Genomic DNA, 23,367 nt, shown 5'->3' with positions numbered 1-23,367 from the left:
TTTATAGAAAAGTATTTCCAAAGTCATATGAAACATCAAGAGTTTTATCTTTGGTTATTTCAATTTCTTTAACTTCATGTTTATTCATATGTAAATTGAACTGCACGAAAATGTCCCAATTCGGAATGATTGGTTTCAGTGTCGAAACCACATAATCACTTAAATCTTCTTGAAAATTCCTAGTCGTATTTTTCGATGAAATAACAAGATAATATTTCCCAGCTTGGATTCCGCTCAATTCGTAATCACCATACCCATTTGCCTTGACATATTGAAGCCCCGAGTCTTTCGGAACAGAACCAATCGTAGCAAACAGTTCACCATCGTTTTTTGAAATCTTACTTTTATCGAAATTCTTTGGTATCAAGAATATTTTCGCACCAACATCACCTTTTGTTCCAATAACCTTGTTATATTGCCAAGTAATAGTCCCTTTAAGATTCCCTACTCCAACATTTTGTGTAGGCGCAGGGGCTTGTGTAGGCGCAGGGGTTTGCTTTTGATTGTTTATACTATATGTCTTTGTTTTTTCATCATATTTCGTTGTATACCCAAAAAGCGTAGCCACTTCTTTTAGAGAAACATAATCTGTTTTATTAATATTTACTGGCTTTGAATTAAGTTGTTTTGATTGCCCATTTACTACTAACTTAATTTGGGAAAATACACCTTGAACTGTATTGCTAGCAAATGCTACTGTAGTACTTGCTATAGTTACTCCAAAAACTAATCCAATTGCTAAACTCTTGAAATGTACTTTCATCACTTTTCTCCTCACGATGTGTTTAGTTGAATAAACTTAATACCTCCTAATATGTTAACTGTACTTCATAAATATTACCAACCAAATAATGTAAAATAACTTATAAAAGCTTACATTTTGTACAGTTCATGTCTGGCGCTTTTCTCAATGGAAGATTGATTTTATTTATACCTAGGAAGCCCTAGAAATCAATGGTTAATGCCCTGTACAAGAATTCTAAGGTCATGAATCGGAAATAAGAAAAGCCCAAGGATGCTTTCCTTGGAATGTTTAGATATAATTTTAAGACATTCAATGCGATATGAAGAAGATAAGCGGAAAGCTGTAGATACAATATACAAGGACTAGCCACTCAATAAGAGTGTTTTTTTTTATTATGTTGGAGCGGGTGGGGATGGTTTACAGTTGGAAAGTGATTTTTATGTGGTGAAATGGCAGGTACACATACAGCCAATAATTCGATGAAGATTTGGGAGCGAGCAGTATTTACTTTTAGACGCGCTGAACAATTCTCAATTTTCATTTTGAAATAATCGCTTTGATAGTGGTTGAGATCCTTAGAAAAGGCACTATTAATACATACACACTAATGGTACATTGATGAGTAAAAGGAATGAGTCTGCTAAAGTGTTTTTTTCTATTATTAAATTAATCAACTCGCAGAAATGATAGGAGTTCAATTTCAATCAATGATACTGGTGAGACAGGAGGAACTATAATGGCAAAGAAAAATAATACATTTCAATATGAAGTAGGAGAAGAGTGGGCGAATGAGTTTTTCTTAGGAAAAGAAAATCAAGGATATATTGTTAGGACAAGAGCACATTTTAAAGAAGAAGAAGAAGATATAACGTATAATAAAGAGCGTGTTGGAAGTCTATTCAAGCAGTTACAAAAACTTAATAAGACTTCTGATAACTATCTTATCATTGTTCGAACTCATGAGAAACAAAATGAATATTCACTAGACTATAGTTATTTCATACACGTTTCTGAAAAATTAATTGAAAAATACGCATATAAGAAGAGTCTGACATTTTATCCAAGGCGTAAAGGTGATTTTGGAATTGACTATTGGGAAAAAACGGGGTTAGTGAAGTATTATCCTATTAATAAATCATATCTTACAAAATCAGTTAATTATAAAATTGATGAAGTTAAAAATGATAATCAATTGTCAGTAGTAGACAAAAAAAGTAAGAAGCGTAATCCTGTTTGGCATCGCGATGAGTTAATATTAGCACTTGAATTATTTTTTAGACATAATCCTTCAAAAATTAATAAACATCATCCTGAAGTTACTAAATTAAGTGAGTTACTGAATAAGTTACTGATACATACTGATAGACCTGATAAGGATACATTTAGGAATAACAATGGGGTTTATATGAAGTTATCAAATTTTCTTCGATTAGATGCTTCTTATTCAGGTAAGGGATTAACTGGTGGAGGCAAGTTGGAGGCAGAAATTTGGAGTGAATTTGCTGATGATTTGAATAAACTTAAATTGGCTTCTCAATTAATAAAATCAAACATAGAAATAAATGAAACTACAAGGAAAGTGAAGGATTTGGTAAGCCAGAATGTATTGGATAACCTAAAAAAACAAACTATTATTTTTGGTGAAAGAGAACTGGAAAATGCAATCTCTAACATGTCTGATGAAGAATTTAAAGAATATATTAATACACTTGATGAAAATTCAAGTTTAGAAGTTAAAGATGGTCTTCTGAAAATAAGAAAATACAATAAAAAAATAATTGATGATTTGAAAAAAAGAGCAGGCTATTGCTGTCAAATATGCGGGGTAACTAGTATTGGGGATTATGGAGTTCCTGTTGTTGAAGGTCACCATATAGAGTCATTCTCGCTAACCCAAAACAATAAACCTGAAAATATTATGATTTTATGTCCAAATCATCATCGACTAATTCATAAAGCAAAGGGGATCTTCAATAAATCAAACTTAACCATTAAATATGCAAATGGGAAAGTTGATATTATCTCAATTCCATTACATTTAATCTGAGCGTACTAATACCTTTTATATGAAGTGTAAGTAAATTTGGAATTGAGAAGGCATCCATGTGATGTCTTTTTTTATTGCTTAACGATCCAATAGAATAAGGGGGTATGAAATAAAATAAAATTATCCGATAAGACTGAATTGTTGAGGGGTATGTACATAAGGCACTCGACAATATTATAGAAGGCAATGATCAAACGAATTTACTTAATGTATAGTTCAAGGTTACTCTACAGAAGAGCAAGTTCTTTTTATTGTGATACCAGTCTTGATATCATAGAGTATAATAAACTGTAAAAAATTTCAAAAGGGGCGTATTATTTTGAATTGTTTTAATTTGGCATCTTTAATTCAATCTAAAAGGAATTTGAGAGTTATTGCTTTCGCTGATACAGTCGAGCATATAGGGTTGAAGTATAAAGAAAATGAGCTTGAATGCTTAGAAAGGTTATACGATAACTTAGCAAGTGTAAGAGATTTAAGTAATTTTTACTTTGGTTATATAATTCCTCAGATAGGTAAAGAGTTTGATCTTCTGAGATTTAGTATTGAAGATATAATAAATATTGAATTGAAAAGTGAAAGTAGTAGTGAGGAAATTAAAGAGCAATTGAGAAAAAATAGATATTATCTTAAAGCACTTGATAAAAAAATCTATACATATTCTTATATATTATCAGAAGATATTTTGTACTGTTTAGATGACGACGAAGAAGAAATGAGAAAAGTAGAATTTGAAGAACTAGTAGATTTATTGGAGGCACAAGAAATTATTGAAAAAATTAATTTAGATGAACTGTTTCTTCCTAAAAACTATTTGGTATCTCCATTCAATTCAACAAAGAAATTTATGGAGAAGAATTATTTTCTCACAGATCATCAACTAGCTATAAAAAAATCTATATTATCAGATTTCAGTAATTCTAGTTACTGTTTTTCAGGAATAACAGGAGAACCAGGAACAGGGAAAACTCTTTTAACTTACGATATAGTTAAAGAATTGAGAAATACGAAGAAAGTAGCTATTATTCATTGTGCAAAACTAAATCGAGGTCAAGAAATTTTGAAAAATGAATATGGTTGGAAAATATATTCTGTAGCATCAATAGATGAATTATTTCATGATAATGAATATGAAGTAGTTGTTGTTGATGAGGCTCAAAGAATTTATACAGCTCAACTAGATCAATTACATGAATACGTAACAAATAATAATATAAAATGTCTATTCTCATATGATGCAAAGCAATGTTTTAGTGATTTCGAATTCAATAGGGCTAATCCTAAAAAAATTGAAGTCGAATTTAAAGCGAAAAAATATAAATTGACAAAAACTATCAGAAGTAATATTGAAATTGGAACGTTTGTAAATAATTTATTCAATCCTAGACAGTCTAGGCTAGGTGGTGAATACAACAGTGTTAAAGTGGAGTTTTTTTCTGATTCGAACTCTGTTTTGCGATATGTAAATGAACTTAAGAATAGAGGATGGCGAGGCATTAATTATACCTCATCTAAATATAATCAAGTAACATACGACAGCTATCAAACATCTAATAATCCTAATGCACATGAAGTAATTGGTCAAGAATACGATAAAGTAGTAGCTGTAATAGATAGGAATTTTTATTATGATAGTCAAAATTACTTAGCTTCACAAAGAGTTAAGGGTGCTCCAGGATATGATTTAGATAAGATGTTATATCAAATAGTAACTAGAGCGAAGAGTGAACTGTTGATACTAATTCTAAATAATCATGATGTATTAAAAAGATGCTTAAATATATTCAACTCAAAGTAAAAGTGTATAACACTATGTAATTTAGATTAGTAGTTTCAAATTGAGAATTAGTATTATCATCCTGATAATGTGATTTTACGAAATGACTAGCCACCTCAGAGGTGGTTTTTGTTTTGTTGGAGCGACTGGAGCGTGATTTACAGTTGGAATTGATAGTTATAGTAACAAAAAGCTGTGACACATTCAGCTAGAGATACGATAATAATTTAAGTGAAGCGTGTGTTTTATGATGTCACCATATACCACTTAATAACTCATATGTTGCATTCCCCACTCTCGTTAGAGTGTGATGGGGAATATGTGTTTGGTTTCCTGATCTTGGGAGAATAGGTATAATGATAGGTGATATTATGTGTTTGTTGAAGAGTTTTTTTCCTGATAGGATATCTGTTTGAATGGAATTTCAATAATATTGGATTAGTCTTAGTATTGACATGTCTATACCTGATATTTTTGCGTATAAAGTATCAGATAGTTAAATTGGGGGGGACAGATGTGGCTAATCAGTTTATTTCAGATAATGATTTAAAAAGTGTAGAACATTTATTAACACATACTGAATCGTTTATGAATCATGTACATATTATTAATCAGAGCTTTAACCTTCTTCCAGACAAAATTCATATTGGGACTACTATAAATTTCGTAGATATGGAGGAATATAGGGAGGAGTTTGTAGATGAACTGGTAAACACTATATGTGATTGGGTGTACAGTAATGAAAAAGCCCAAAAAATTATTGATCAGTTCATTTCGGAAGAGAATAGATCATTACAAAATGCGCATTCAAAACTAAGGAGAATTGCTATTAAGTACTTCAGGGATCGAGATGGTAGAGATTTGAATTTGCAGGGTCAATTTGGAGAGTTGTTACTATTCAACTACATTCAACATTTTTTTCGAGCTGTTCCATTGATTAGAAAGATGCCTATTACTACTTCTACTGGGCATGAACGATTTGGTGCGGATGCAATACATTATAAATATGAGGATAATAAAAATATAATATACTTAGGTGAGTCTAAAGTTTATACCGCCTCATATCGCTTTAAAGCAGCCTTTGAGAATTCAGTGACTAGTATTATTTCAACATATCATTCTCACAGAAAAGAATTAGGTTTGTATATTATAAGTGATTTCTTGGATGAGGAATTAGTGAAAATAGCCCAAAAATATAAAAGAGGAATCCTAACCAATACTGAAATTCATATGGTTTGTCTTATAGGTTACAACGAAACAACTGAAATTACTAGAGACAGCGAAGAAGTAATAAAGAAAAGTATTGAAGAAGTATTAATTGATAAGTGTACGAACCTAGACAAGGCGTTCTTTGACGATATAGCAGTAAATCTCCTTACCAGAATTAACTACATCTTATTTCCTGTATGGAAACTTGATGAGTTAGTTGAAGAATTTCAGAATCAGATTAGATAGGGGGTTAGAAAATGGAATTCATTTTAAATCGAAATGATAATTTAATTCTAAAAAAAATGCTGTTAGTTGAACACGAGAATGTAGCAAGTAAACTCGGTCTAATTAATAGAGTTCCTTCCGATATAGAAGATGAAGAACTACCCGATATCATTGGATTAATAGATGATTTATCAAGGGAGAAGGATGAAAAAGCTCAGAAATTGACAACACTTTTATGTGCTTTGCTTTGGAATTACAAGAAAAGCAATTGGAATGGATTAAGAGAATTCTTCTTAATTATTCTTTCTCGAATAGGTTTATCACCAACAGCTATTATGGTAGATGATGAGTATGACTATGAGAGTAAATTGCATTTCAGATTAAACAGTCTTTTTTCAGAGATGTCAGTAGCACTCAATAAAATGCAGTATGAGGTGACTGTAGGGCTAGAAAATTTCTCGCTTACGAAATTCCAAAAAAATGTTTGGGATAAAATAGATGGTAATAAAATTGTAGGAATTTCAGCTCCTACCTCAGCTGGAAAATCCTTTGTAATTCTTTTGAAATCAATTGAGATATTATTGGAAAATAAAGGCATACTCGTATATATTGTCCCCAATTTAAGCTTAGTATCTCAGGTGTCAACTGATTTTCGAGCACTTTTAAAAAAGTTCGATATGAACGAATATAGAATCTTGAATACATATAATTCTGAAAGAAATGAACAGGAAAGAGTGATTTATGTTCTTACACAGGAAAGAGCAATAGGAGCTTTTGCTAATGAAGAAAATCCATTCAAAAATTTGAGGTTGCTAGTAGTAGATGAAATTCAAAATATTGAGAGGGCATCAAGCGAGAATGAAGAGCGTTCAAAAATACTGTATGATACATTAACAGAATTTAGAATTAATGCAAAACCCGAAAAAATTATTATTTCGGGTCCTAGAATAAACAATATAGAAGAATTAGCAGAAGAATTATTTGGTGAAGAAGCGGAACAACAAGAAACTTTACAGTCTCCCGTAGTTAATTTAACGTATGCTATTTATAAAAATGACCAAGGTTATTACTTGAGACAATATTCAGATGTACTAGAAGAACCTAATTCGATTCCTTTGTATAATTCTGAGGAAATAAAGGGCATAGGACAAGTGAGGTATACTGAGCCATTCCATAATTATTTAAAGTTTATTCTTAATGGGCTTGGTAAAAACTCTATAAATATTATATTTTCTCCCAATCCTAATCAATCACGTAAGACTGCGTTAGCGATAAAAGATGAATATCCGGAAATTAATGGAAAAGAATTAAATGATTTAATTAAATATATTGAATATTCCGTTCATCCTAAATACGATCTTGTCGATACACTACAACGAGGGGTAGCTTATCATAATGGTAGATTACCTCACCATGTTAGAAGAGTGGTTGAAAGAGCAATTAATGATAGAATTATTAATAATATAGTTTGTACAACTACATTAATGCAAGGAGTAAATTTACCGGCTCAGAATGTAATAATTAGGAATCCGAATTTATTTATTCAGAATAGAGAGAATAATTCTCCGAAATTATCCAACTATGAATTTGCAAACTTGAGAGGGAGAGCTGGTAGATTATTAAAAGATTTTATTGGTAGAACATATATTTTAGATGAGGCTTCCTTTGAACATGATGAAGTAGAACAGGCAGTTTTTTTTGAAGATTCACATAAAGAACTAAACGCTGGATACTCTGTTCGTTTTAATGAAAATAAACAAACTATCCTCAGATGTTTGTTGGAAAATAAAACTCCAAGTAGTGAGATAAAACATGCTTATTTTTTGCCATACATAAGAAACTGTATATTGAGGTATGGTGTAGATGCTAAAAAGAATTTGGGTAAAGTTGGTATAACAATACCTGAAACAATCTTTAATGCTGTTAGGATATCTCTTAACGCGCTCACAATTCCATTAGAAATATGTATTAAAAATCGATATTGGGATCCTCTGGTATTAGAGAGTTTATATAAAAAAAGAAATAAATTCAAACTCCCAAATACTATTTTTCATCCTAATCTTGTGAATGAATTAATCGAAGTAATAGTTTTTATGAGGAAGGAATATTATTATTACTTTGAGAAACACCTTAATGTTGAAAACGACTCTTTGATCTACTCAATGTGCATCAATGCTGAACAATGGTTGCAAGAAATACCTCTTTCCAAGATATTAAATACTTCATATCACATTAATTCTGAAAAAATAGATTCTACTATTAATACCTTACAGAACACAATATCGTATAAACTGCCAGCGTTGCTTAAGCCTTTATATGATATTAAACATCCTGAAAGTAATATACTATCATTTATTGAAATGGGTGCATATAGAATTAAAACAAGGAAATTAATTGAAATGGGGGTACCCAGAGAGACTGCGATAGAAATAGCTACCTATTTCCTAGATGGATTAAGTGAGAATGATGAAGAATTAGAGAAAAGGATTATTCAAAGGATAAGGAAGGAACGTAATAGTTTTCCTTATTGGATAAAGGTTCAATTAGAGAGTATTTTATAAGTACATTAAGAGGGAGACACGTTATAATTTTTAGTTGCTAATATTGATAGTTTTTACTATTGTCCTCAGGCATTTGCCGCAAATGTGCATCTAAAATTGATTTATTGAATAAAAAGGCGACAGTTTCTCCTGCTGCCTTTTTATTTTCCGAATTATAGGTCTGCTTCTGTATCCGAGTTATTAATTTCATGAGCTTTTAGGCTTTGAACTTATCTTCATATTTAACTCATAATACAATATTCACAGACATCTGAATTATGGTCATTAAACCTATAAATACCTTGTGAGATGGGAAAAGCATATGGTTTGAAAAATCCCCTAAACCCTTACGGCTCTAAGCGGCAACATCGACTCCATCAGTCATCTATTCAGCTATACGATTAACATCAACAAATCTAAAACTATAGATACGATTTAATTGGAATTTTGTAATATACGCAACGAACGAGCATGTATTGCTCTAGAAAAGTGGCAGTCTTTGACTGCCCTTTTGTTATGTCGAATAATCCAATAAATTGATATATTTCCAAGAGGGATATGGTATGATTTTACTAGTTTGTAATTGGAGGTAGCCCTAATGGTATATATTTTGTCTGTATTAATTGTTGTAGTGATTGTAGTATTTGGTTTGTTACTCTTGAGTTATCAACGTAAACAAAAGAGATCAGTAGCTTTTACCGAAGAGAACTATGATATAAAAGCTGTCTCCATAGCTGAAATAGATAAAATGGAAGATGGTTCAGGCTTTGAAATGTACCTATATAGGCTGTTCATGGAACTGGGCTATTCAGGAGTCTATAAGACTGTAGGGAGCCGTGATTTCGGGGCGGATGTTGTTTTCACTGATCGTGAAGGTGTCAGGAATGTCGTTCAAGCAAAGCGATATTCCATTAGCAATCCAGTGGGTATCAGCGCTGTACAGGAGGTTTTCTCTTGTATGCGATACTATAAAGCTAAGAGAGCCATTGTGATCGCTACAACCAAGTTCACGGAGCCTGGTGAGACGCTTGCTGGTATCAACCATGTCAAGCTACTAGATCGTGCTGACTTAATAAACGTGATTGAGGCGTTCAGAATCGGTGACATCATAGCGGCACGTGACATCATCGAAGGGGAGCCTAGGATGATACTGGAGTCGTGGTCAGAAGCGAATAGTGGTGTACTCGGAGAAGTTCGAAAAGATTACAAGGCTGAGAAGTATGTAAAGAAGGTTATGGGAAAGTGAAGTTGATATATTTACTTTATTAATTATTCTATTTAAAGGTGAGAATATGATAAAATATGAGTTTTCTAATTTATCTCCTGTCGAATTTGAAGAGCTAAGTCGAGATTTATTACAAAAACACTTGAGAATAGTGTTTGAAAGCTTTAAAGAGGGAAAAGACCAAGGTATTGATTTGCGTTGGTCATCCAACGATGAGAAAAATATAGTCATACAATGCAAAAGATATAGTGATTATAAATCACTTTTTGCAAATTTGAAAAAAGAGGTTTTAAAAGTAACAATGCTAAATCCTCAAAGGTATATTATTGTGACTTCTGCGGGGTTAACCCCAAAAAATAAAACAGATATTAAAAAGCTATTTAATTCATATATAGTAAACACATTTGATATTTATGGGAAAGATGATCTCAATAACTTAATTGGTTTATATAGCGATATTGAAAAAAAACACTATAAATTATGGATGTCAAGTACCAGTATTATGAATAAGTTACTACACGCGAGTGTAAGTAACCGCTCGAATTTTCTTACAAATAATATAAAAGAAGACATTAAATTATTTGTTCAAAATAAGAGTTTTTTTGATGCAGTAAAAATCCTCAATGAGAACAATTTTGTTATTATTTCCGGAAATCCAGGAGTGGGGAAGTCAACATTAGCGAAAATGTTAGTTTATCAATATATAGCTGAAGATTTTGAAGTGGTAGAAATCTCAGAGGATATTGAGGAAGCTTATAATGTTTGGGTGGACGAAAAGAAACAAGTTTTTTTTTATGATGATTTTCTAGGTAGTAATTTCTTTGAGCAATCAATTGCAAAAAATGAAGACAAGAGACTTTACAGTTTTATGGAACGTGTAAAAAGAAGTAACGATAAAAAGTTAATTATGACAACAAGAGAGTATATCTTGAATCAAGCTCGTTATAAGTTTGAGGTTTTATCCAGAAATGACGTTAATTTGGCAAATCAAATTCTTGATATAGAGGTTTATACAAAAGTAGTAAAAGCAGAAATATTATATAATCATTTATTTTTTTCAAGTATTCCAAATAATTTTAAATATGCTGTACTTAGAGAGAAAAATTACAACAAAATAATAAATCATAAAAACTATAATCCTCGAGTTATTGAATCTTTAACATTAAGATTAAATACTAAACTAGTAACATCAGAAGTGTATGTAGAAAGAATCTTAACCAGTCTAGAAAATCCAAGCGAAATTTGGCAACCAGCCTTTGAAAACCAAATAAGTGAATTGTCAAGGTATATTTTATATTTCTTAACATTAAGCAATGGTGCTGTAACAGAAGAACTATTAATTGAATCGGTACTTAATATGATTAAAAAAGAATCAAACCTATACTTCACAGCTGCAAGTAGAGGTGATTTCATAAAGTCATTTAAAGAATTAGATAATACCTTTGTTAGGATTTATAAAAATTATAAGGGGGCTACTCTCTTCCAGTTTCAAAATCCATCAGTAAGAGATTTCTTAATTCATTACATTGAGAGAGATAAACAATTGCAAGTGATATTGATTGGAAATTTAAATATCTTCAATTTCATGTTTAATCTTTTCAAAGTATATAATAACAAAAAAAATTTAGCGTATTATTATTCCAAAAAAGATACTTCACATAAGATTGATATGCGTGATAAAAAGAATCTTTTTGAAGATAAAATAATAAGAGAATTTGATAAGATGATCTATCTTGATAGTAATGGAGAAGTCATTGTCTCGGAATCAATCAATGAAAAATTGATTTATCTTCACGATTACTATGATTATAGTAATTCTGATTTAAATGAATTAATATCAAATAAGCTTAAAACGATTGATTTAGAGAGTTTTGAGTTTGATGAACGTGAGACCTTGGTTGATGTTATTAAAAGCGTTCAGTTACACTTAACAATTGATACCTATCAATTTTTCGATTCATATATGGATTGTATAAATTGTTTAAGTGATGTCAGGGGTTTAATAGAACTGAGTAAATTATTTCCTGATGATTTCCAGAAATATCTCTCGAAACACAAGGATTATTTCGATCGAAGTGTCGCAGATGCGGTAGATATAGATATATCCGAAATATCTAAAAATGAGGATGAAATTCTTGCTCTAATGGATGAATTAAATGAGGTGGAAAAGTATTTTAATGGGACTATGGATAAAGCTATGGACGATTTAAAAGAAATGCTAAATGAGTTGGAACAAAAAGAGGAATCGGTAGAAAGATCTAAATTACGACCCGTTGTTAATAATAATAATAATGACCTCGATATTGATATTAAAATAGATAATATGTTTAGTGCTTTACTACATCAATTATGATTAAGTAATTGATTGACCGCAGCATAATAATAAAGTATCTTTATGTAGCACACAGAATTACCAAAATTTAGACCGAATTTCATGACATCAGTCCTGTGTGGCTAGAAACGACAATCACTGAAAAACCCAGTGTTATCAACACTTTGGCGAAACAGGCAGACGCACAGGACATAAAATCCTGTGGAAGTTGAGTAATGAAATCAGTAAGGAATTACTCATAAATCCGAATACGTTGTAACGAAAGCACCTTCTCATTTAGAGTAAGGTGTTTTTTGCATACTTGTAACTATGATTGAAATAACACTTCCTATGGTGATGCAGAAGTTCTCTTAACCTCCTTTCTACTAAGCTCAATATATAGGTCTGCTCTTGCATACGAGTTATTAATTTAATGAGTTTATAGGCTTTAAACTTGTGTTCAAATTCATCACATAATACAATATCCATAGACCAATAAATTCAGGTCATAAAACCTATAAATACCATGTGAGATGGGAAAAGTATATGGTTTGCAAAATCCCCCTAAGCCCTTACGGCTCTAGGTGGCAACATCGACTCCATCAGCCATTTATTCGGCTACACGATTAATATCTCCAAATCTAAGCCTACTAACTCGGAATTTATTGCCATGGTAGCAGACAAGCTGCGGATTGAGCATAAGGTTAGTTGAAAGGGTTAGGGGCAGTGCGTGGTAAGGGATTGTGGGTTGCTGGTAGGTGTTTAGGCTGAAACGATTTTGCCTATAAACTTCTTTTTGGGTAATTTAAAGCCAATCAATTTCTTATTTGTATATGTATAAATTTCACTCCTTTATTGGGTTGGTAAATCCAATGGAGGAGTGTTTGTTTATGACTGATTTTTAATTTCAGATTGATAATTTTATGTTGTATTGTACTTCGCAGGGAATATCTTATAACACATCTTGTGTAAAATGAATTAGAAGCAGATGAACAGTTAACTTTCTTCAATAGAGTTGATTATAGAGATTATCTATTGGAACAATTTAGCATCTGATAAAACAAATATTTTATCTAAAAGGAGACATATGAACTTGAAAAAATAGTGGGAGTGTGGAATATGAAAAAAATATTATTGGTTTGTATTATGATAATGTTGATGCTAGCATCGGCTTGTGCAAATGTTGAAATGACATCAAATCCAAATACTTCTAGTGAGCCTAAATCTGAAACGGATGAGTCTATTATTCCAAAAAACAAATCCGTATATTGTGCTCAAGAAAGTATAAATTTGAATAGTGAAACTGAAAAATATTTCTATGGAACTTGGAAAGTTGAGAAGCTTTTAGGATTTGCAAATTCATATAATGATGCTTCTGAATATCCAACAGGGCAAAAATTTATTGGAGATGAAATTATCATCAAAAAAGACTTTTTTTCATCAAAAGGACTTAAAAACTATAGTGTTTATCAATATGAACTAAAAAACCCATTATATGAGATTACAGCGACATGTTATAACTCTGACTCTTTATATAGATTATATAAAATAGATATCCCAGACTTAAATATAAATGATGTAGTAAAAGTAATAAATATAAGTGACCCTTCTACAAACCTTGGAATACCTTTAAGTTTTTTTGTTGTTAATAACGATAGGCTTATCTTGTTATCAGAGGCAACTATTTTTGAGCTTAAAAAATACTGATTAAATGAATGCGATTCTGAAAATGCCTGTGAAAATTTAAGGTTTACTTAAAAGAGTTAAAGGGGAATTGAGTCTTTGTAGAATATTAGGTCATTCCTCAGTGGAGGTTACTCAAAATGCATATCTTGATTTTTCAGACGAAGAGATTGGGAAATATCAACTACATAGTCCTCTGGCTAGTATGGATATATAATTATTCAAAAAGACAGCTAACTCTATTGTTTAGAATTAGCTGTCTTTTTGTTGTTTTATATCCTATTCCATCTGAAACCAAACTTACATACTCTCGAACTATTCATGTGGTGAAATAATGAAAATATTCTATAATATAACGATTATTTACTCAAAATAATAGTTAAATATTAATGGCTTCTTAACAAAATTGGAGGGTGTAAACGTGAATCGATATGTAGTTGGTGAAAATGTTACAACGCCAGATGGTAAAGGAAAGGTTTATGCCTATAGTAATAACTGGTATACAGTAAAGTTAGAAAAGCATGGTGAAATTAAATATTACACAGAACCGCAATTAAGCAAAGTATAATAACACTGCTAATTAAAAAATGAATCCGAAGGAGATTACATAAAATGGGCCTATTTAAAGCGAACCCTGAAAAGGAAGCAAAGAAACGAGAGGCAAAAGAGCTGCGTAAGGCACTTGAAGCCGCTGGTCGCACCAATTACGTTATGATTCATCACATTTCTAGGTCCCCAAGTCTGAAGCAAATGTAGTAATGGGGATTGGGCAGGGAGTCGAAAAGAACACACTTAGAATAAACGGTGAGACTGTAACTGTCACAGGTTTGGAGTGGCGTATAACGAACTATGACAAGCATTTAGAAAGCGTAAGGAAACACGATTCTCAAGAAAAAATAAGAAAAAGAATTAGTTCGAAAACAGAAGGATTAATGGAAAGTTTAAGAAATGGACAAAGGAAAACAAGGATAGGTTAAGGGTATATAGAGATAAAAGGACTGCTAAAAATTATAATAATTATTTTGATAATTCGTGTGCTTACTCTGGATTAAAAGCAGATGATCATTATATTTCAAGAGGCGCTACCATGCAAAAACATGATCTACACAAAGAACATGTGAACGACGATGGAGCAAACGATTTATCCAACTGTGTACCAGCTTGTTATAGTTGCAACAGCCAAAAATGGAAATTCTGTTTTGAGGACTGGTACAATGAAAGCAACAAAAGCTATACTGAGGATCGGATTAATAAGATACATATTTGGTTAAAAATTGACTTTAGAAGATATCTGGAAAGTTAATAAATTTTTTGTTTTACTAAGATATATATAAACATGGTTAAGTTGAAAAAGCTAAAGATAATTAAACTTGAGAGAGCATTAAACATACATAAAAAATCAGGCGCGTTACAGAATTTACTGTATAGTGCCTGATTTTTTCCATGAAATTAACTACTCCATAGAATTCCATTAGTATTAATAAATTCTTTTATTTCTTTTCTGTATTAAGTAGAGAATTCCGCCAAATACGAATCCACAAATTACTCCAGCCAATAATGATTTAAGTACAGCGAGAGCAATTTCTTCAGTTGATGAATCAGTTACTGCAATATTAATAATAAATATTAAACTGAATAGTACTGTCGATACAAGGAAAGACTTTGATTTTAGAAAATTAATCATTTTTTCTCCTCTATTGTTTTTTAGTTGACAGTTTTATCCCAAAGTACTCATCCACTTTTATCGCCTTCTTGGAATACATTATAAAATTTATCCTGAACAGTTAGTCCATAACCTGCGATTTCAAGTCCGAAATGAAATTTACCCTTTCCGAAAATTCTCACTTTTCCAGTCATTTCATAGGTAACTCCTTCTTCCCAATCGTCAACCTGCCAAATTGACAAAGTGCCTTTGTTATACCAAGCATCGACTAGATGAGGATTAACTGCTGTACCATTATAGGTAAAGTACCCTTGTACACTAATTGAAAAAATTGTGTTTCCCAGTATACTTTTAACATCGAGAGTATATGTTTTTGTTGGTGTTGCTTGACTTGCTGCTAATTTAGCCATATCGCTCGATAATAAAGCACTATCAATGACTTGTTCATCATCAGTTACTGTCTCGACAATAAAGAATGGGGAATCAGTTGATGTAATTTTAACATTATCTGAGATAATATGTTCTTTGAAATTTCCATTCTCAATGTTAGTTCTTAAATAACTTTTGAGATCCATGTCGCTATCAGCTTCAGTTTCTGGAAGAACAGTTTTTTGGTTTGTATTAACAAAGTAATCCGTTATTAAGGATTCATTCACAGGATTATTTTGAAAAAATGAATTGATTGCTTGATTTGCTTCTTTCGTATTGTCAACATCAGCCTGTTCCAAATTCTTGATAAGATTATCTTGAATACTTTGTATTTCTTCAAGATATTGAGTGTTCACTGCTGTAGCACCCACAGTAGCTGAGAATAAACTGAACAATAGTAAACAAGAGAATAAAGACATTAAACATTTCTTCATAACATAATCTCCTTTGTGGTATATTTGGAATAATATGGAGTGTATGGAAGCCGAATCTAAAACTAAAGAGTAATATTAAAGCCCTTGAGGATTATCTCAGGGGCTTTAATATATGTGTCTATTTCATATACTTTATTGATTAGTTCTCAGTAATCACCACAGTTTAGATTTTAATCTCCTGGCTATAATTGTTATATGCAATTACGAGGGAGAACGTTTCATATGACTAAAAAAACCAACAAGAACGAATATAAACTTGTTATTCATTACGCCACTCCTGAAGCACATGATAAAAAGATCGGTAAAAATCAGATGAGCAAAAGGAACTATAAAATGAATTTGTTAGTTATTCACTATGCTAGCGAGGAAGAATCTAAGTCTATTGAATACCTTGAGGAAGAACTGATAAAGCGGTACTGATGAGGCAAAAAAGTTGGGTTTCGAATGGGGCGGAGATTGGACTTCGTTTAAAGATTATCCACATTTTCAATTGACGTTTGGACTGTCTACTGCAGATTATCGTAATGGTAAACAGCCAACTCAAACACAAATAGTTTTTGCCTATGCTCTTATTAGTCCGAAACCAGATAAATCAGTTCAAAAAGAGGATGATAATGTGGTAGCAGTTAAGGACGTTCTAACTAAAGATAATAGTGTACATAACGGATTTATTAAAGATAATGAGAACTATGTTCCAATTAGTGTATTGAAAGCACTAGGTCATAAGGTAAGCTGGGACAATGTTAATAAAAAGCTGTATATCAGCTAATTTATAGGTGTGATGCGAAAATGCATTGCACCTATTTTTTTTATTTATATCTGGCTACGTAGTATAGTCACAATGTAATGTCATTGTTAACTCTAGATGCTTACGACATAATAAAATATGTAAACAATTTTGCGTACTAATGTCTAACCGTATGCCAATAAAGTCTATGAACAATTAACATAACCAAGATGTGAAATCCCTTACCCCATAAGGGCTACACTATTAATATCTCCAAATCTAAGCCTGCTAACTCGGAATTTATTGCCATGGTAGCCGACAAGCTGCGGATTGAGCATAAGGTTAGTTGAAAGGGTTAGGGACAGTGCGTGGTAAGGAATTGTAGGTTGCTGGTAGGTGTTTACAGTCAGTATAGTATATAAGAGCCAATAAACTTGTTTTGAAACCGATAAATTTTTTCCATCTCACCCGATAAACCTATATGGTTTATTGGGTTTTGTTTTTTGTATTAGGCAGTATGTTGCGGCATGAGCTATCAACAAATCAATGCAGTAAAAAGACACTGAGATCTTATTCATCAGTGTCTTTTTTATAGACATTTTTCACCAGAGGATTGTAATTTTTAAAGCAGCTTAATCAGCTCTTCTAGCTCGTCAACCATACCTTTTGCAAGTTCAAAATTATTGTCTTTTAAAGCTAATTCTATTTTCATTTCAACTGCTTTTTTATTTTGTTCATTTTCTAAATAATCTTTATCAAAATGACTGGCATAAATCATCTTTCTGAATTTTCGCATACTCATTTTTCTAATCGTCTTATCGTCAATGATTAATACATAATCCATACCATTTACTACAGAATAGAAATCATGAGAAATCATGAGAATCGCACCTTTATAGTCTTCAATGGCTTTCTCCAGTGCGATTTGTGTATAGGTGTCTAAATGACTTGTCGGTTCATCAAGAAGCAATAAGTTTGCTTTGCTAGCAGAAACTTTTGCCAATTGCAGTATATTTTTTTCGCCACCAGATAAAGATTCTATCTTTTGATTAAGAATTTCTCCTTCAAAGCCATAGTTTGAAAGATGTGCTCTAATCTCGTCATAAGTTGCAAACCCAGCATCGATGAAGTCTTCTAGTATGGTATTAGAATCCTTTAGCACTTCGTCTTGAAGCTGAGAAAGATAAGCTACTTTAATATCAGCATTTATTTCAATTGAATCATGATTATTTTTAAAGATATCTCGGAGTAAAGTCGTTTTCCCGGTACCGTTTGGACCGATAAGGGCTACTTTATCTGTAGGTTTCATCTCAAAGTTAACATTTTCTAAAATCAACTCATCAAAGGAAACACTATAATTATTCACATTTAAAACAGTGATGTCTTCTTCAATTTCATTGTCCACACCAAAACTGATTTTCGGTTGCTTAATATCAACGAATGGCGCTTTAATTTTTCGTGCTTCCAATCTTTCTTGAAACTTAACCCTAGCTTTTAACGCTCTCCCTCTAGATGCTTCTGAATTATAGGTTGCGATCGCTCTAAGATTATCAATAATGTTATCGTATCTCTCAATTTCTTCTTGTTCAGCGACTGCGATTTCTTGTAACTCAATTTTCGTCTGAAGTAATGAGAAGTTATACTCAATATATCGCCCATCGAACTCTTGGATCTCCATGTTTTCAAGGTGTATAATTTTGTTAAAACAATGATTCAATAGATAACGGTTATGCGTAACAACTAGCAATATTCCTTTGTGAGCATTAATAAGATTTTTAAGTGCATTTAGGTTTTCAAAATCTAAAAATACATCGGGCTCATCCATAATCATTAAGTCTGGACTAGTCAGCATTTCCTTCATCACTTGAATAAGCTTGAATTCCCCACCACTTAGATCGGATACCCTAGCATCTTTTAGCTTCAAAAGGTTGGCTAAATTTAGTTTCTTATTAATATTGCTTTCAAAATCATTTCCATCCATTAAATCAAAGGCATCTAGAGCTAATTGATACTTTTCGAGTAATGAATCAATATCTGATGATGTTTCCATTTCAGTGAGAATAGCTGTTATTTCATTTTGTATCTTAATAAATTCTTCTCCTATATATTCAAAAACGGTTGTTTCTTTAGTTCTGTCTACTTGTGAGAACTGACTTACATATCCAATTTTGCAGGTTGGGTCAATTTCTAACTTGCCTTCGAACAAATATTTTTCAGGATCCATCAGTATATCGATCAGTGTACTTTTACCACTGCCACTTGTTCCTATAAAAGCGCAATGTTGTGCTTCTTCAAGCGTAAATGAAATGTTTTTATATAGTTCTTTTTGCGGGAATGCGAAGGATAAATTATCAACTTTTATCATAGTGTTACCTTTCTTTATAACTAAAATAGTGACTATTAATAGATGTATTGAGGAGCATAAGATTTTGAGTTTACCGTTGATAGAGTAACACTGTTTACAAACAACTTCAATCATTTCGAAATAAAAGAGCTTGATATACAAAAAAACACTCCTTTATTGGGTTCGGAAAATCCAATAAAGGAGTGTTTTTTTGATTGAATCTAAAATTCCCAAATCATTGCTCGCCCAATTCTTTTACTTTAAATTATGAATTTATGATTTAGTAGGGCCCACGAATTGATTTCTAGAAGCACCTAGACCAAATATAAAGAGTAAGACAGATGCGCCAACTAATATGAAGAGTGGAAGGGTCCAACTGTTTGTTACATCATGCAAATATCCGATTAACGCCGGGCCAATTGCAGCAAGCAGGTATCCAATGGATTGTGCCATACCGGATAGTTCTGCAGCCTGATGTGCATTAACTGTACGTAAGCTGAAAAACATCATGGACAAACTAAAAGCGAAACCTCCTCCGATTCCGAGTATAATGATCCACAAAAGAATCATACTTGGACTCCCGTAAATTAATCCTAGTGTTCCAATCAAAAGCAGAGTCGATGTAATGGCAACTAAAGAACGTTGGCTAGACATGCGCCCAGCAATGATAGGAACGATAAACGTAAATGGAAGTAGTGCCAGCTGCATAATTGAGAGAAACCAACCCGATTGACTAGAACTGATGCCTTGATGTTTTAGGATTTCAGGTAACCATGCAATTAGAACATAAAATATTGTAGATTGTATCCCCATAAACAAGGTGATTTGCCAAGCAAGCGGGGATCGCCATATATTCATATGATTGTTGACCACCTGCTTATTGCCATCAACAGAAGTTTGTTTCGTCCGATATTTCATTTGTGGTAACCAAAAAATTATGGATACAATGCTTAGAATACCCCAGATTCCCAACGCACCTTGCCATTTCAAACCTAATCCAACTGCAAGAGGAATACTAATACCAGAAGCAATCGCGCCACATAGATTCATGGAAATGGCATAAACACCTGTCATCGTACCAACTTGTTTAGGAAACTCCCGTTTAATAAGACTCGGCAATAATACATTACACACTGCGATTGCAAATCCAATGATAGCCGTTCCGATATACAAATTAACCGCTCCAGTTAGGGAACGTAAAGCAATGCCAATGGTTAAAAAAATGAGGGAAATCAGAATGATGAGTTCCGCTCCAAACTTTCGACCTAATTTAGGCACAAAAGGTGATAACAAGGCAAAAGCAAGCAGAGGGACTGTGGAGATCAAGCCTGCTAAAGTATTGGAAATATGAGTGTTGTCCCGGATGAGACTTACTAAAGGTCCAACCGAGGTTAGGGGAGCACGTAGATTTGCCGCAATAACAATAATCCCCAGTATAATTATCCATCTTGCAGATTGCATGTGGTTTTTATGACTTGATGTTTCATCTTTACTATTAATAAATTGGTTTTGCGAACTCATGATGTCTCCTCCTACATAATTATCTTAAAAATAAATCAATACTTGTACTATCTTTTTATCTTTTCTTCTGATCTTTAAAATCTCAACCATTCGCGCGAATAAAATAAGTATATTATAATTAATATATTATAACAACTGGTATATTATAATATATTAATGTGAATTCAACTTCTTTATATTCATTAATCTTTAATTAGTTATTTTTAAAATGAGCAAAAAAATTACACAAAGAATCCTCGTTGAATGAAGATTCTTTGTGTAATTTGATAATAAAACAAACCGGAATTTTCCGAATATTAAATTCCATATTTTAAGGTGATATGTAGAACAACTTCGCTGTTCGTATGATTTGAATATGAATGTGAACCATCTGCACGAAAACTAATCGAATCATATTGATTCAATGTGTAGATTTCTTCATTAACATGAATGGTAATGGTGCCTGTCATTACCGTCGCAATTTCGGTTGTATTCATATGATGAACTTCCGGATGGTAAGAGCTGTTAGGTTGTAAATATGCACGGTACATTTCGATATCATGGCTTGCATTTTTAAATATTGGTTCAACGACCCAATTCTTTTGATCACTAGCAAATCGTAGTCCTTCACCGGCTCGGTAAAGATTTACAGGATTTTCTGATGAGAACAAAGCCATAAACGGTAAAGATATGCCTTTTGAGATTTTCCATAACATTCCAACCGTTGGATTTGTTTCTCCGCGTTCAATATTTCCAAGGGTAAGTTTGCTCACACCCGTCAGTTCTGATAATTCTTCAAGGCTCAGTTGTTTTTCTTTTCGAAGTTTTTTGAGTGTTGAGCCAACCTGTAATATAATTTGTTTTGGATCATCAACTTCCACTTGATTTCCACCTCATTCGTAGCAAATATATTGTTAAGTATATTAGTTTTCAGGATTCATTACAAAGTCAGTTTGTCATCCTAACTGAAATTTGTATTAGTTCAAATTAAGTTTCAAAGCATAGTCCATCAAATAAACTTTTTGAAAATAATGAAGTGAATATTCTTTCGCTTGACCATGATCTAGGTGAAGACACTGAGGGAAATGAGCTGAAGAATGGGTATGATTTTGTGAAATACTTTTGTGAGCATGGTTTAAGAGCAAATAAAATTTATCAACATACGGATAATCCTGTAGGCAGAATGAATATGTACGAGACCTTGTTGGCTGCTCAACGAAGAAGTTTTATAAATAAGGATATAGAAATTTATTATTATCCCATAACAGTTAATAAGTATAGTGGAGATTGATAAAAGAGGATTCAGAGGTTAGATTTGTTATACTTCATGTAAAGATGTCCTAATTACTACATAACTTTATACCCTAAAAGCGAGGCGTAACGAAATGAATACATCTGAGTTTCAACAGTATGTGAAGAAGTTCAGTGAAACCAAAGGTTTTGACACGAGCTCCATTGAGCAGAGAATGCTGTACTTAATGACTGAAGTAGGGGAATTGTCCAAAGAGGTGCTATCCGTATCCTTCGACCCCGGTGCAGAGAAGAAAGAAAACTTGGGATTTGAGATGTACGACGTGGTGTGGAATATTTTTGATCTAGCCAATAAACTGGATATTGATCTAGAGCAGGCATTTAAACGTAAGCTGGAAATCAATGAACAGAGATCATGGGAGTAATACAAAACAATCCAAGGACATCCCGCTCGGGAAGCCTTGGATTTTTTGATCTATAATTTTTTATTTAAATGAAGCATAACCTTCATCAGCCATTACAACACTACCGTTAATTGCACTAGCTTCTGGCAAGGAGAGCAAGTATACAGTGTCTGCAACTTGTTCAGGCAATGTTAATTTGTTACCCATTACTTTGCTCTTCATCTGGTCGACCATTCCTTGATCTTTATATCCTTGGATAATTGGCGTATCTACAGCACCTGGAGCAACGGCAAGCACGCGGATGCCATGAACGGACATTTCAAGTGCTGCGGATTTAGTCATCATAATGACCGCACCTTTGGAAGCGTGATACGCGAATGTACCTGGGGAAGCTAGGAATCCAAATACAGAAGCTGTATTGATGATGACCCCTTTGATGCCGAGCTCACGCATTTTTTTACCTGCTGCGATAATACCGTGGGCAACACCATGCTGATTGACATTAATAACACTATGATAATCTTTAAGGTCTTGGTCTAGTACAGGAGTGACGCGGCCGATCCCGGCATTGTTGAACATAACGTCAATTCTTCCATATGTGGCAACGGTTTTCTCAACCAGTGCTTCTACCTCTTCGTATTTTGAAACATCCGTTTTGACGAAAATAGCTTCGCCACCATCCTTGATAATCTGTGCGACCGTTTCTTCACCTAATTGTTGATTGAAATCGGCAACGACCACTTGATCACCTTTTCTAGCAAATTTAATTGCGGTTTGTTTCCCGATTCCACTGGCTCCACCTGTAATTACGGCTACTCTTTTGTCTGTCATTTGGGACTCCTCCTCGAGAAAT

At 32.8% G+C, this 23,367-nt stretch carries 19 protein-coding genes and 4 pseudogenes; 17 read left to right on the top strand and 6 right to left on the bottom strand.

Annotation, left to right across the window (positions count from 1 at the left end; all coding sequences use genetic code 11):
* Nucleotide 1 precedes the first annotated feature (1 nt).
* Entirely contained in the window at nt 2-763 is a 762-nt protein-coding gene (locus tag NYE25_RS12210; RefSeq protein ID WP_341146000.1) for a stalk domain-containing protein, read from the bottom strand.
* A 718-nt stretch (nt 764-1,481) separates the two neighbouring features.
* On the opposite strand from NYE25_RS12210, the gene NYE25_RS12205 reads away from it, so the two are divergent.
* From NYE25_RS12205 to NYE25_RS31295, 12 genes and pseudogenes are all read left to right on the top strand, one after another.
* On the top strand, nt 1,482-2,792 hold the full coding sequence (locus tag NYE25_RS12205; protein ID WP_341145999.1) for an HNH endonuclease: 1,311 nt from the start codon (nt 1,482-1,484) through the stop codon (nt 2,790-2,792).
* Nucleotides 2,793-3,111: 319 nt separating this feature from the next.
* Nucleotides 3,112-4,590 carry an AAA family ATPase gene (locus NYE25_RS12200; RefSeq protein WP_341145998.1) on the top strand — a complete coding sequence of 493 codons (1,479 nt, stop codon included), beginning with the start codon at nt 3,112-3,114 and terminating at the stop codon, nt 4,588-4,590.
* 495 nt (nt 4,591-5,085) lie between these two features.
* On the top strand, nt 5,086-6,024 hold the full coding sequence (locus NYE25_RS12195; protein ID WP_341145997.1) for a HamA C-terminal domain-containing protein: 939 nt from the start codon (nt 5,086-5,088) through the stop codon (nt 6,022-6,024).
* A gap of 11 nt (nt 6,025-6,035) precedes the next feature.
* Nucleotides 6,036-8,564 carry a DEAD/DEAH box helicase gene (locus NYE25_RS12190; RefSeq protein WP_341145996.1) on the top strand — a complete coding sequence of 843 codons (2,529 nt, stop codon included), beginning with the start codon at nt 6,036-6,038 and terminating at the stop codon, nt 8,562-8,564.
* A 577-nt stretch (nt 8,565-9,141) separates the two neighbouring features.
* Nucleotides 9,142-9,789 carry a restriction endonuclease gene (locus NYE25_RS12185; protein ID WP_341145995.1) on the top strand — a complete coding sequence of 216 codons (648 nt, stop codon included), beginning with the start codon at nt 9,142-9,144 and terminating at the stop codon, nt 9,787-9,789.
* A gap of 46 nt (nt 9,790-9,835) precedes the next feature.
* The gene (locus NYE25_RS12180; RefSeq protein WP_341145994.1) at nt 9,836-12,121 is read left to right on the top strand and encodes an nSTAND3 domain-containing NTPase; all 2,286 of its coding nucleotides are present in this window, start codon (nt 9,836-9,838) and stop codon (nt 12,119-12,121) included.
* 544 nt (nt 12,122-12,665) lie between these two features.
* Nucleotides 12,666-12,791, top strand: a pseudogene (locus NYE25_RS12175) (sporulation initiation factor Spo0A C-terminal domain-containing protein); the annotation flags it as partial.
* Between the two features lie 407 nt (nt 12,792-13,198).
* Nucleotides 13,199-13,786, top strand: a complete 588-nt coding sequence (locus tag NYE25_RS12170; protein WP_341145993.1) for a hypothetical protein — start codon at nt 13,199-13,201, stop codon at nt 13,784-13,786.
* 70 nt (nt 13,787-13,856) lie between these two features.
* Nucleotides 13,857-13,979, top strand: a pseudogene (locus NYE25_RS12165) (tyrosine-type recombinase/integrase); the annotation flags it as partial.
* A 204-nt stretch (nt 13,980-14,183) separates the two neighbouring features.
* Complete coding sequence (locus tag NYE25_RS12160; RefSeq protein ID WP_179283815.1) at nt 14,184-14,330, top strand: hypothetical protein; 147 nt, start codon at nt 14,184-14,186, stop codon at nt 14,328-14,330.
* 44 nt (nt 14,331-14,374) lie between these two features.
* Nucleotides 14,375-14,518, top strand: coding sequence for a hypothetical protein (locus tag NYE25_RS12155; RefSeq protein ID WP_341145992.1), 144 nt, complete (start codon nt 14,375-14,377; stop codon nt 14,516-14,518).
* A 331-nt stretch (nt 14,519-14,849) separates the two neighbouring features.
* Nucleotides 14,850-15,065 (top strand): HNH endonuclease, encoded by a 216-nt coding sequence (locus NYE25_RS31295; protein ID WP_076284490.1) that lies wholly within the window; start codon nt 14,850-14,852, stop codon nt 15,063-15,065.
* A gap of 428 nt (nt 15,066-15,493) precedes the next feature.
* On the opposite strand, the gene NYE25_RS12150 is transcribed toward NYE25_RS31295, so the two are convergent.
* A complete protein-coding gene (locus tag NYE25_RS12150) occupies nt 15,494-16,288 on the bottom strand; it encodes a hypothetical protein (protein ID WP_341145991.1) in 795 nt (264 codons plus the stop codon).
* 222 nt (nt 16,289-16,510) lie between these two features.
* Here NYE25_RS12150 and NYE25_RS12145 point away from each other — a divergent pair, with 222 nt between their 5' ends.
* The 3 genes and pseudogenes from NYE25_RS12145 to NYE25_RS12135 all read left to right on the top strand — a co-directional run.
* Entirely contained in the window at nt 16,511-16,708 is a 198-nt protein-coding gene (locus NYE25_RS12145) for a hypothetical protein (protein ID WP_076284493.1), read from the top strand.
* 13 nt (nt 16,709-16,721) lie between these two features.
* Entirely contained in the window at nt 16,722-17,057 is a 336-nt protein-coding gene (locus NYE25_RS31290; RefSeq protein ID WP_445667128.1) for a M15 family metallopeptidase, read from the top strand.
* Between the two features lie 212 nt (nt 17,058-17,269).
* Nucleotides 17,270-17,365 (top strand): annotated as a pseudogene (locus NYE25_RS12135) (sporulation transcription factor Spo0A); the annotation flags it as partial.
* Nucleotides 17,366-17,637: 272 nt separating this feature from the next.
* Here NYE25_RS12135 and NYE25_RS12130 read toward each other — a convergent pair.
* The 3 genes from NYE25_RS12130 to NYE25_RS12120 all read right to left on the bottom strand — a co-directional run bounded on the left by NYE25_RS12130 (nt 17,638) and on the right by NYE25_RS12120 (nt 21,740).
* Nucleotides 17,638-19,380 (bottom strand): ABC-F family ATP-binding cassette domain-containing protein, encoded by a 1,743-nt coding sequence (locus tag NYE25_RS12130; protein WP_076284494.1) that lies wholly within the window; start codon nt 19,378-19,380, stop codon nt 17,638-17,640.
* Between the two features lie 252 nt (nt 19,381-19,632).
* Nucleotides 19,633-20,880 (bottom strand): CynX/NimT family MFS transporter, encoded by a 1,248-nt coding sequence (locus tag NYE25_RS12125; protein ID WP_340971763.1) that lies wholly within the window; start codon nt 20,878-20,880, stop codon nt 19,633-19,635.
* A gap of 296 nt (nt 20,881-21,176) precedes the next feature.
* The gene (locus tag NYE25_RS12120) at nt 21,177-21,740 is read right to left on the bottom strand and encodes a helix-turn-helix domain-containing protein (RefSeq protein WP_076284496.1); all 564 of its coding nucleotides are present in this window, start codon (nt 21,738-21,740) and stop codon (nt 21,177-21,179) included.
* Between the two features lie 146 nt (nt 21,741-21,886).
* Here NYE25_RS12120 and NYE25_RS12115 point away from each other — a divergent pair.
* Both NYE25_RS12115 and NYE25_RS12110 read left to right on the top strand, forming a co-directional pair.
* Nucleotides 21,887-22,150: pseudogene (locus NYE25_RS12115) on the top strand (cyclic-phosphate processing receiver domain-containing protein); the annotation flags it as partial.
* A gap of 94 nt (nt 22,151-22,244) precedes the next feature.
* Nucleotides 22,245-22,535 (top strand): MazG nucleotide pyrophosphohydrolase domain-containing protein, encoded by a 291-nt coding sequence (locus NYE25_RS12110; protein ID WP_042190426.1) that lies wholly within the window; start codon nt 22,245-22,247, stop codon nt 22,533-22,535.
* A gap of 60 nt (nt 22,536-22,595) precedes the next feature.
* On the opposite strand, the gene NYE25_RS12105 is transcribed toward NYE25_RS12110, so the two are convergent.
* Complete coding sequence (locus NYE25_RS12105; protein ID WP_076299525.1) at nt 22,596-23,345, bottom strand: SDR family NAD(P)-dependent oxidoreductase; 750 nt, start codon at nt 23,343-23,345, stop codon at nt 22,596-22,598.
* Between the last annotated feature and the right edge of the window lie 22 nt (nt 23,346-23,367).

Origin of the sequence: Paenibacillus sp. FSL E2-8871 (assembly GCF_038000345.1) — a bacterium.
Classification (GTDB): Bacteria; Bacillota; Bacilli; order Paenibacillales; family Paenibacillaceae; genus Paenibacillus_AQ.
Note: the sequence above shows the minus strand (reverse complement) of the source record. Positions and strands in the feature narration are given on the sequence as shown.

Bases quoted from the DNA above. Each gene is read 5' to 3' on its own strand.
- NYE25_RS31295 (WP_076284490.1), top strand. From the start codon at position 14,850: ATGCAAAAACATGATCTACACAAAGAACATGTGAACGACGATGGAGCA.
- NYE25_RS12125 (WP_340971763.1), bottom strand. From the start codon at position 20,880: ATGAGTTCGCAAAACCAATTTATTAATAGTAAAGATGAAACATCAAGT.
- NYE25_RS12210 (WP_341146000.1), bottom strand. From the start codon at position 763: ATGAAAGTACATTTCAAGAGTTTAGCAATTGGATTAGTTTTTGGAGTA.
- NYE25_RS12145 (WP_076284493.1), top strand. From the start codon at position 16,511: ATGACTAAAAAAACCAACAAGAACGAATATAAACTTGTTATTCATTAC.
- NYE25_RS12205 (WP_341145999.1), top strand. From the start codon at position 1,482: ATGGCAAAGAAAAATAATACATTTCAATATGAAGTAGGAGAAGAGTGG.
- NYE25_RS12180 (WP_341145994.1), top strand. From the start codon at position 9,836: ATGATAAAATATGAGTTTTCTAATTTATCTCCTGTCGAATTTGAAGAG.
- NYE25_RS12110 (WP_042190426.1), top strand. From the start codon at position 22,245: ATGAATACATCTGAGTTTCAACAGTATGTGAAGAAGTTCAGTGAAACC.
- NYE25_RS12105 (WP_076299525.1), bottom strand. From the start codon at position 23,345: ATGACAGACAAAAGAGTAGCCGTAATTACAGGTGGAGCCAGTGGAATC.
- NYE25_RS12155 (WP_341145992.1), top strand. From the start codon at position 14,375: ATGGGCCTATTTAAAGCGAACCCTGAAAAGGAAGCAAAGAAACGAGAG.
- NYE25_RS12130 (WP_076284494.1), bottom strand. From the start codon at position 19,380: ATGATAAAAGTTGATAATTTATCCTTCGCATTCCCGCAAAAAGAACTA.
- NYE25_RS12170 (WP_341145993.1), top strand. From the start codon at position 13,199: ATGAAAAAAATATTATTGGTTTGTATTATGATAATGTTGATGCTAGCA.
- NYE25_RS12185 (WP_341145995.1), top strand. From the start codon at position 9,142: ATGGTATATATTTTGTCTGTATTAATTGTTGTAGTGATTGTAGTATTT.
- NYE25_RS12150 (WP_341145991.1), bottom strand. From the start codon at position 16,288: ATGAAGAAATGTTTAATGTCTTTATTCTCTTGTTTACTATTGTTCAGT.
- NYE25_RS12190 (WP_341145996.1), top strand. From the start codon at position 6,036: ATGGAATTCATTTTAAATCGAAATGATAATTTAATTCTAAAAAAAATG.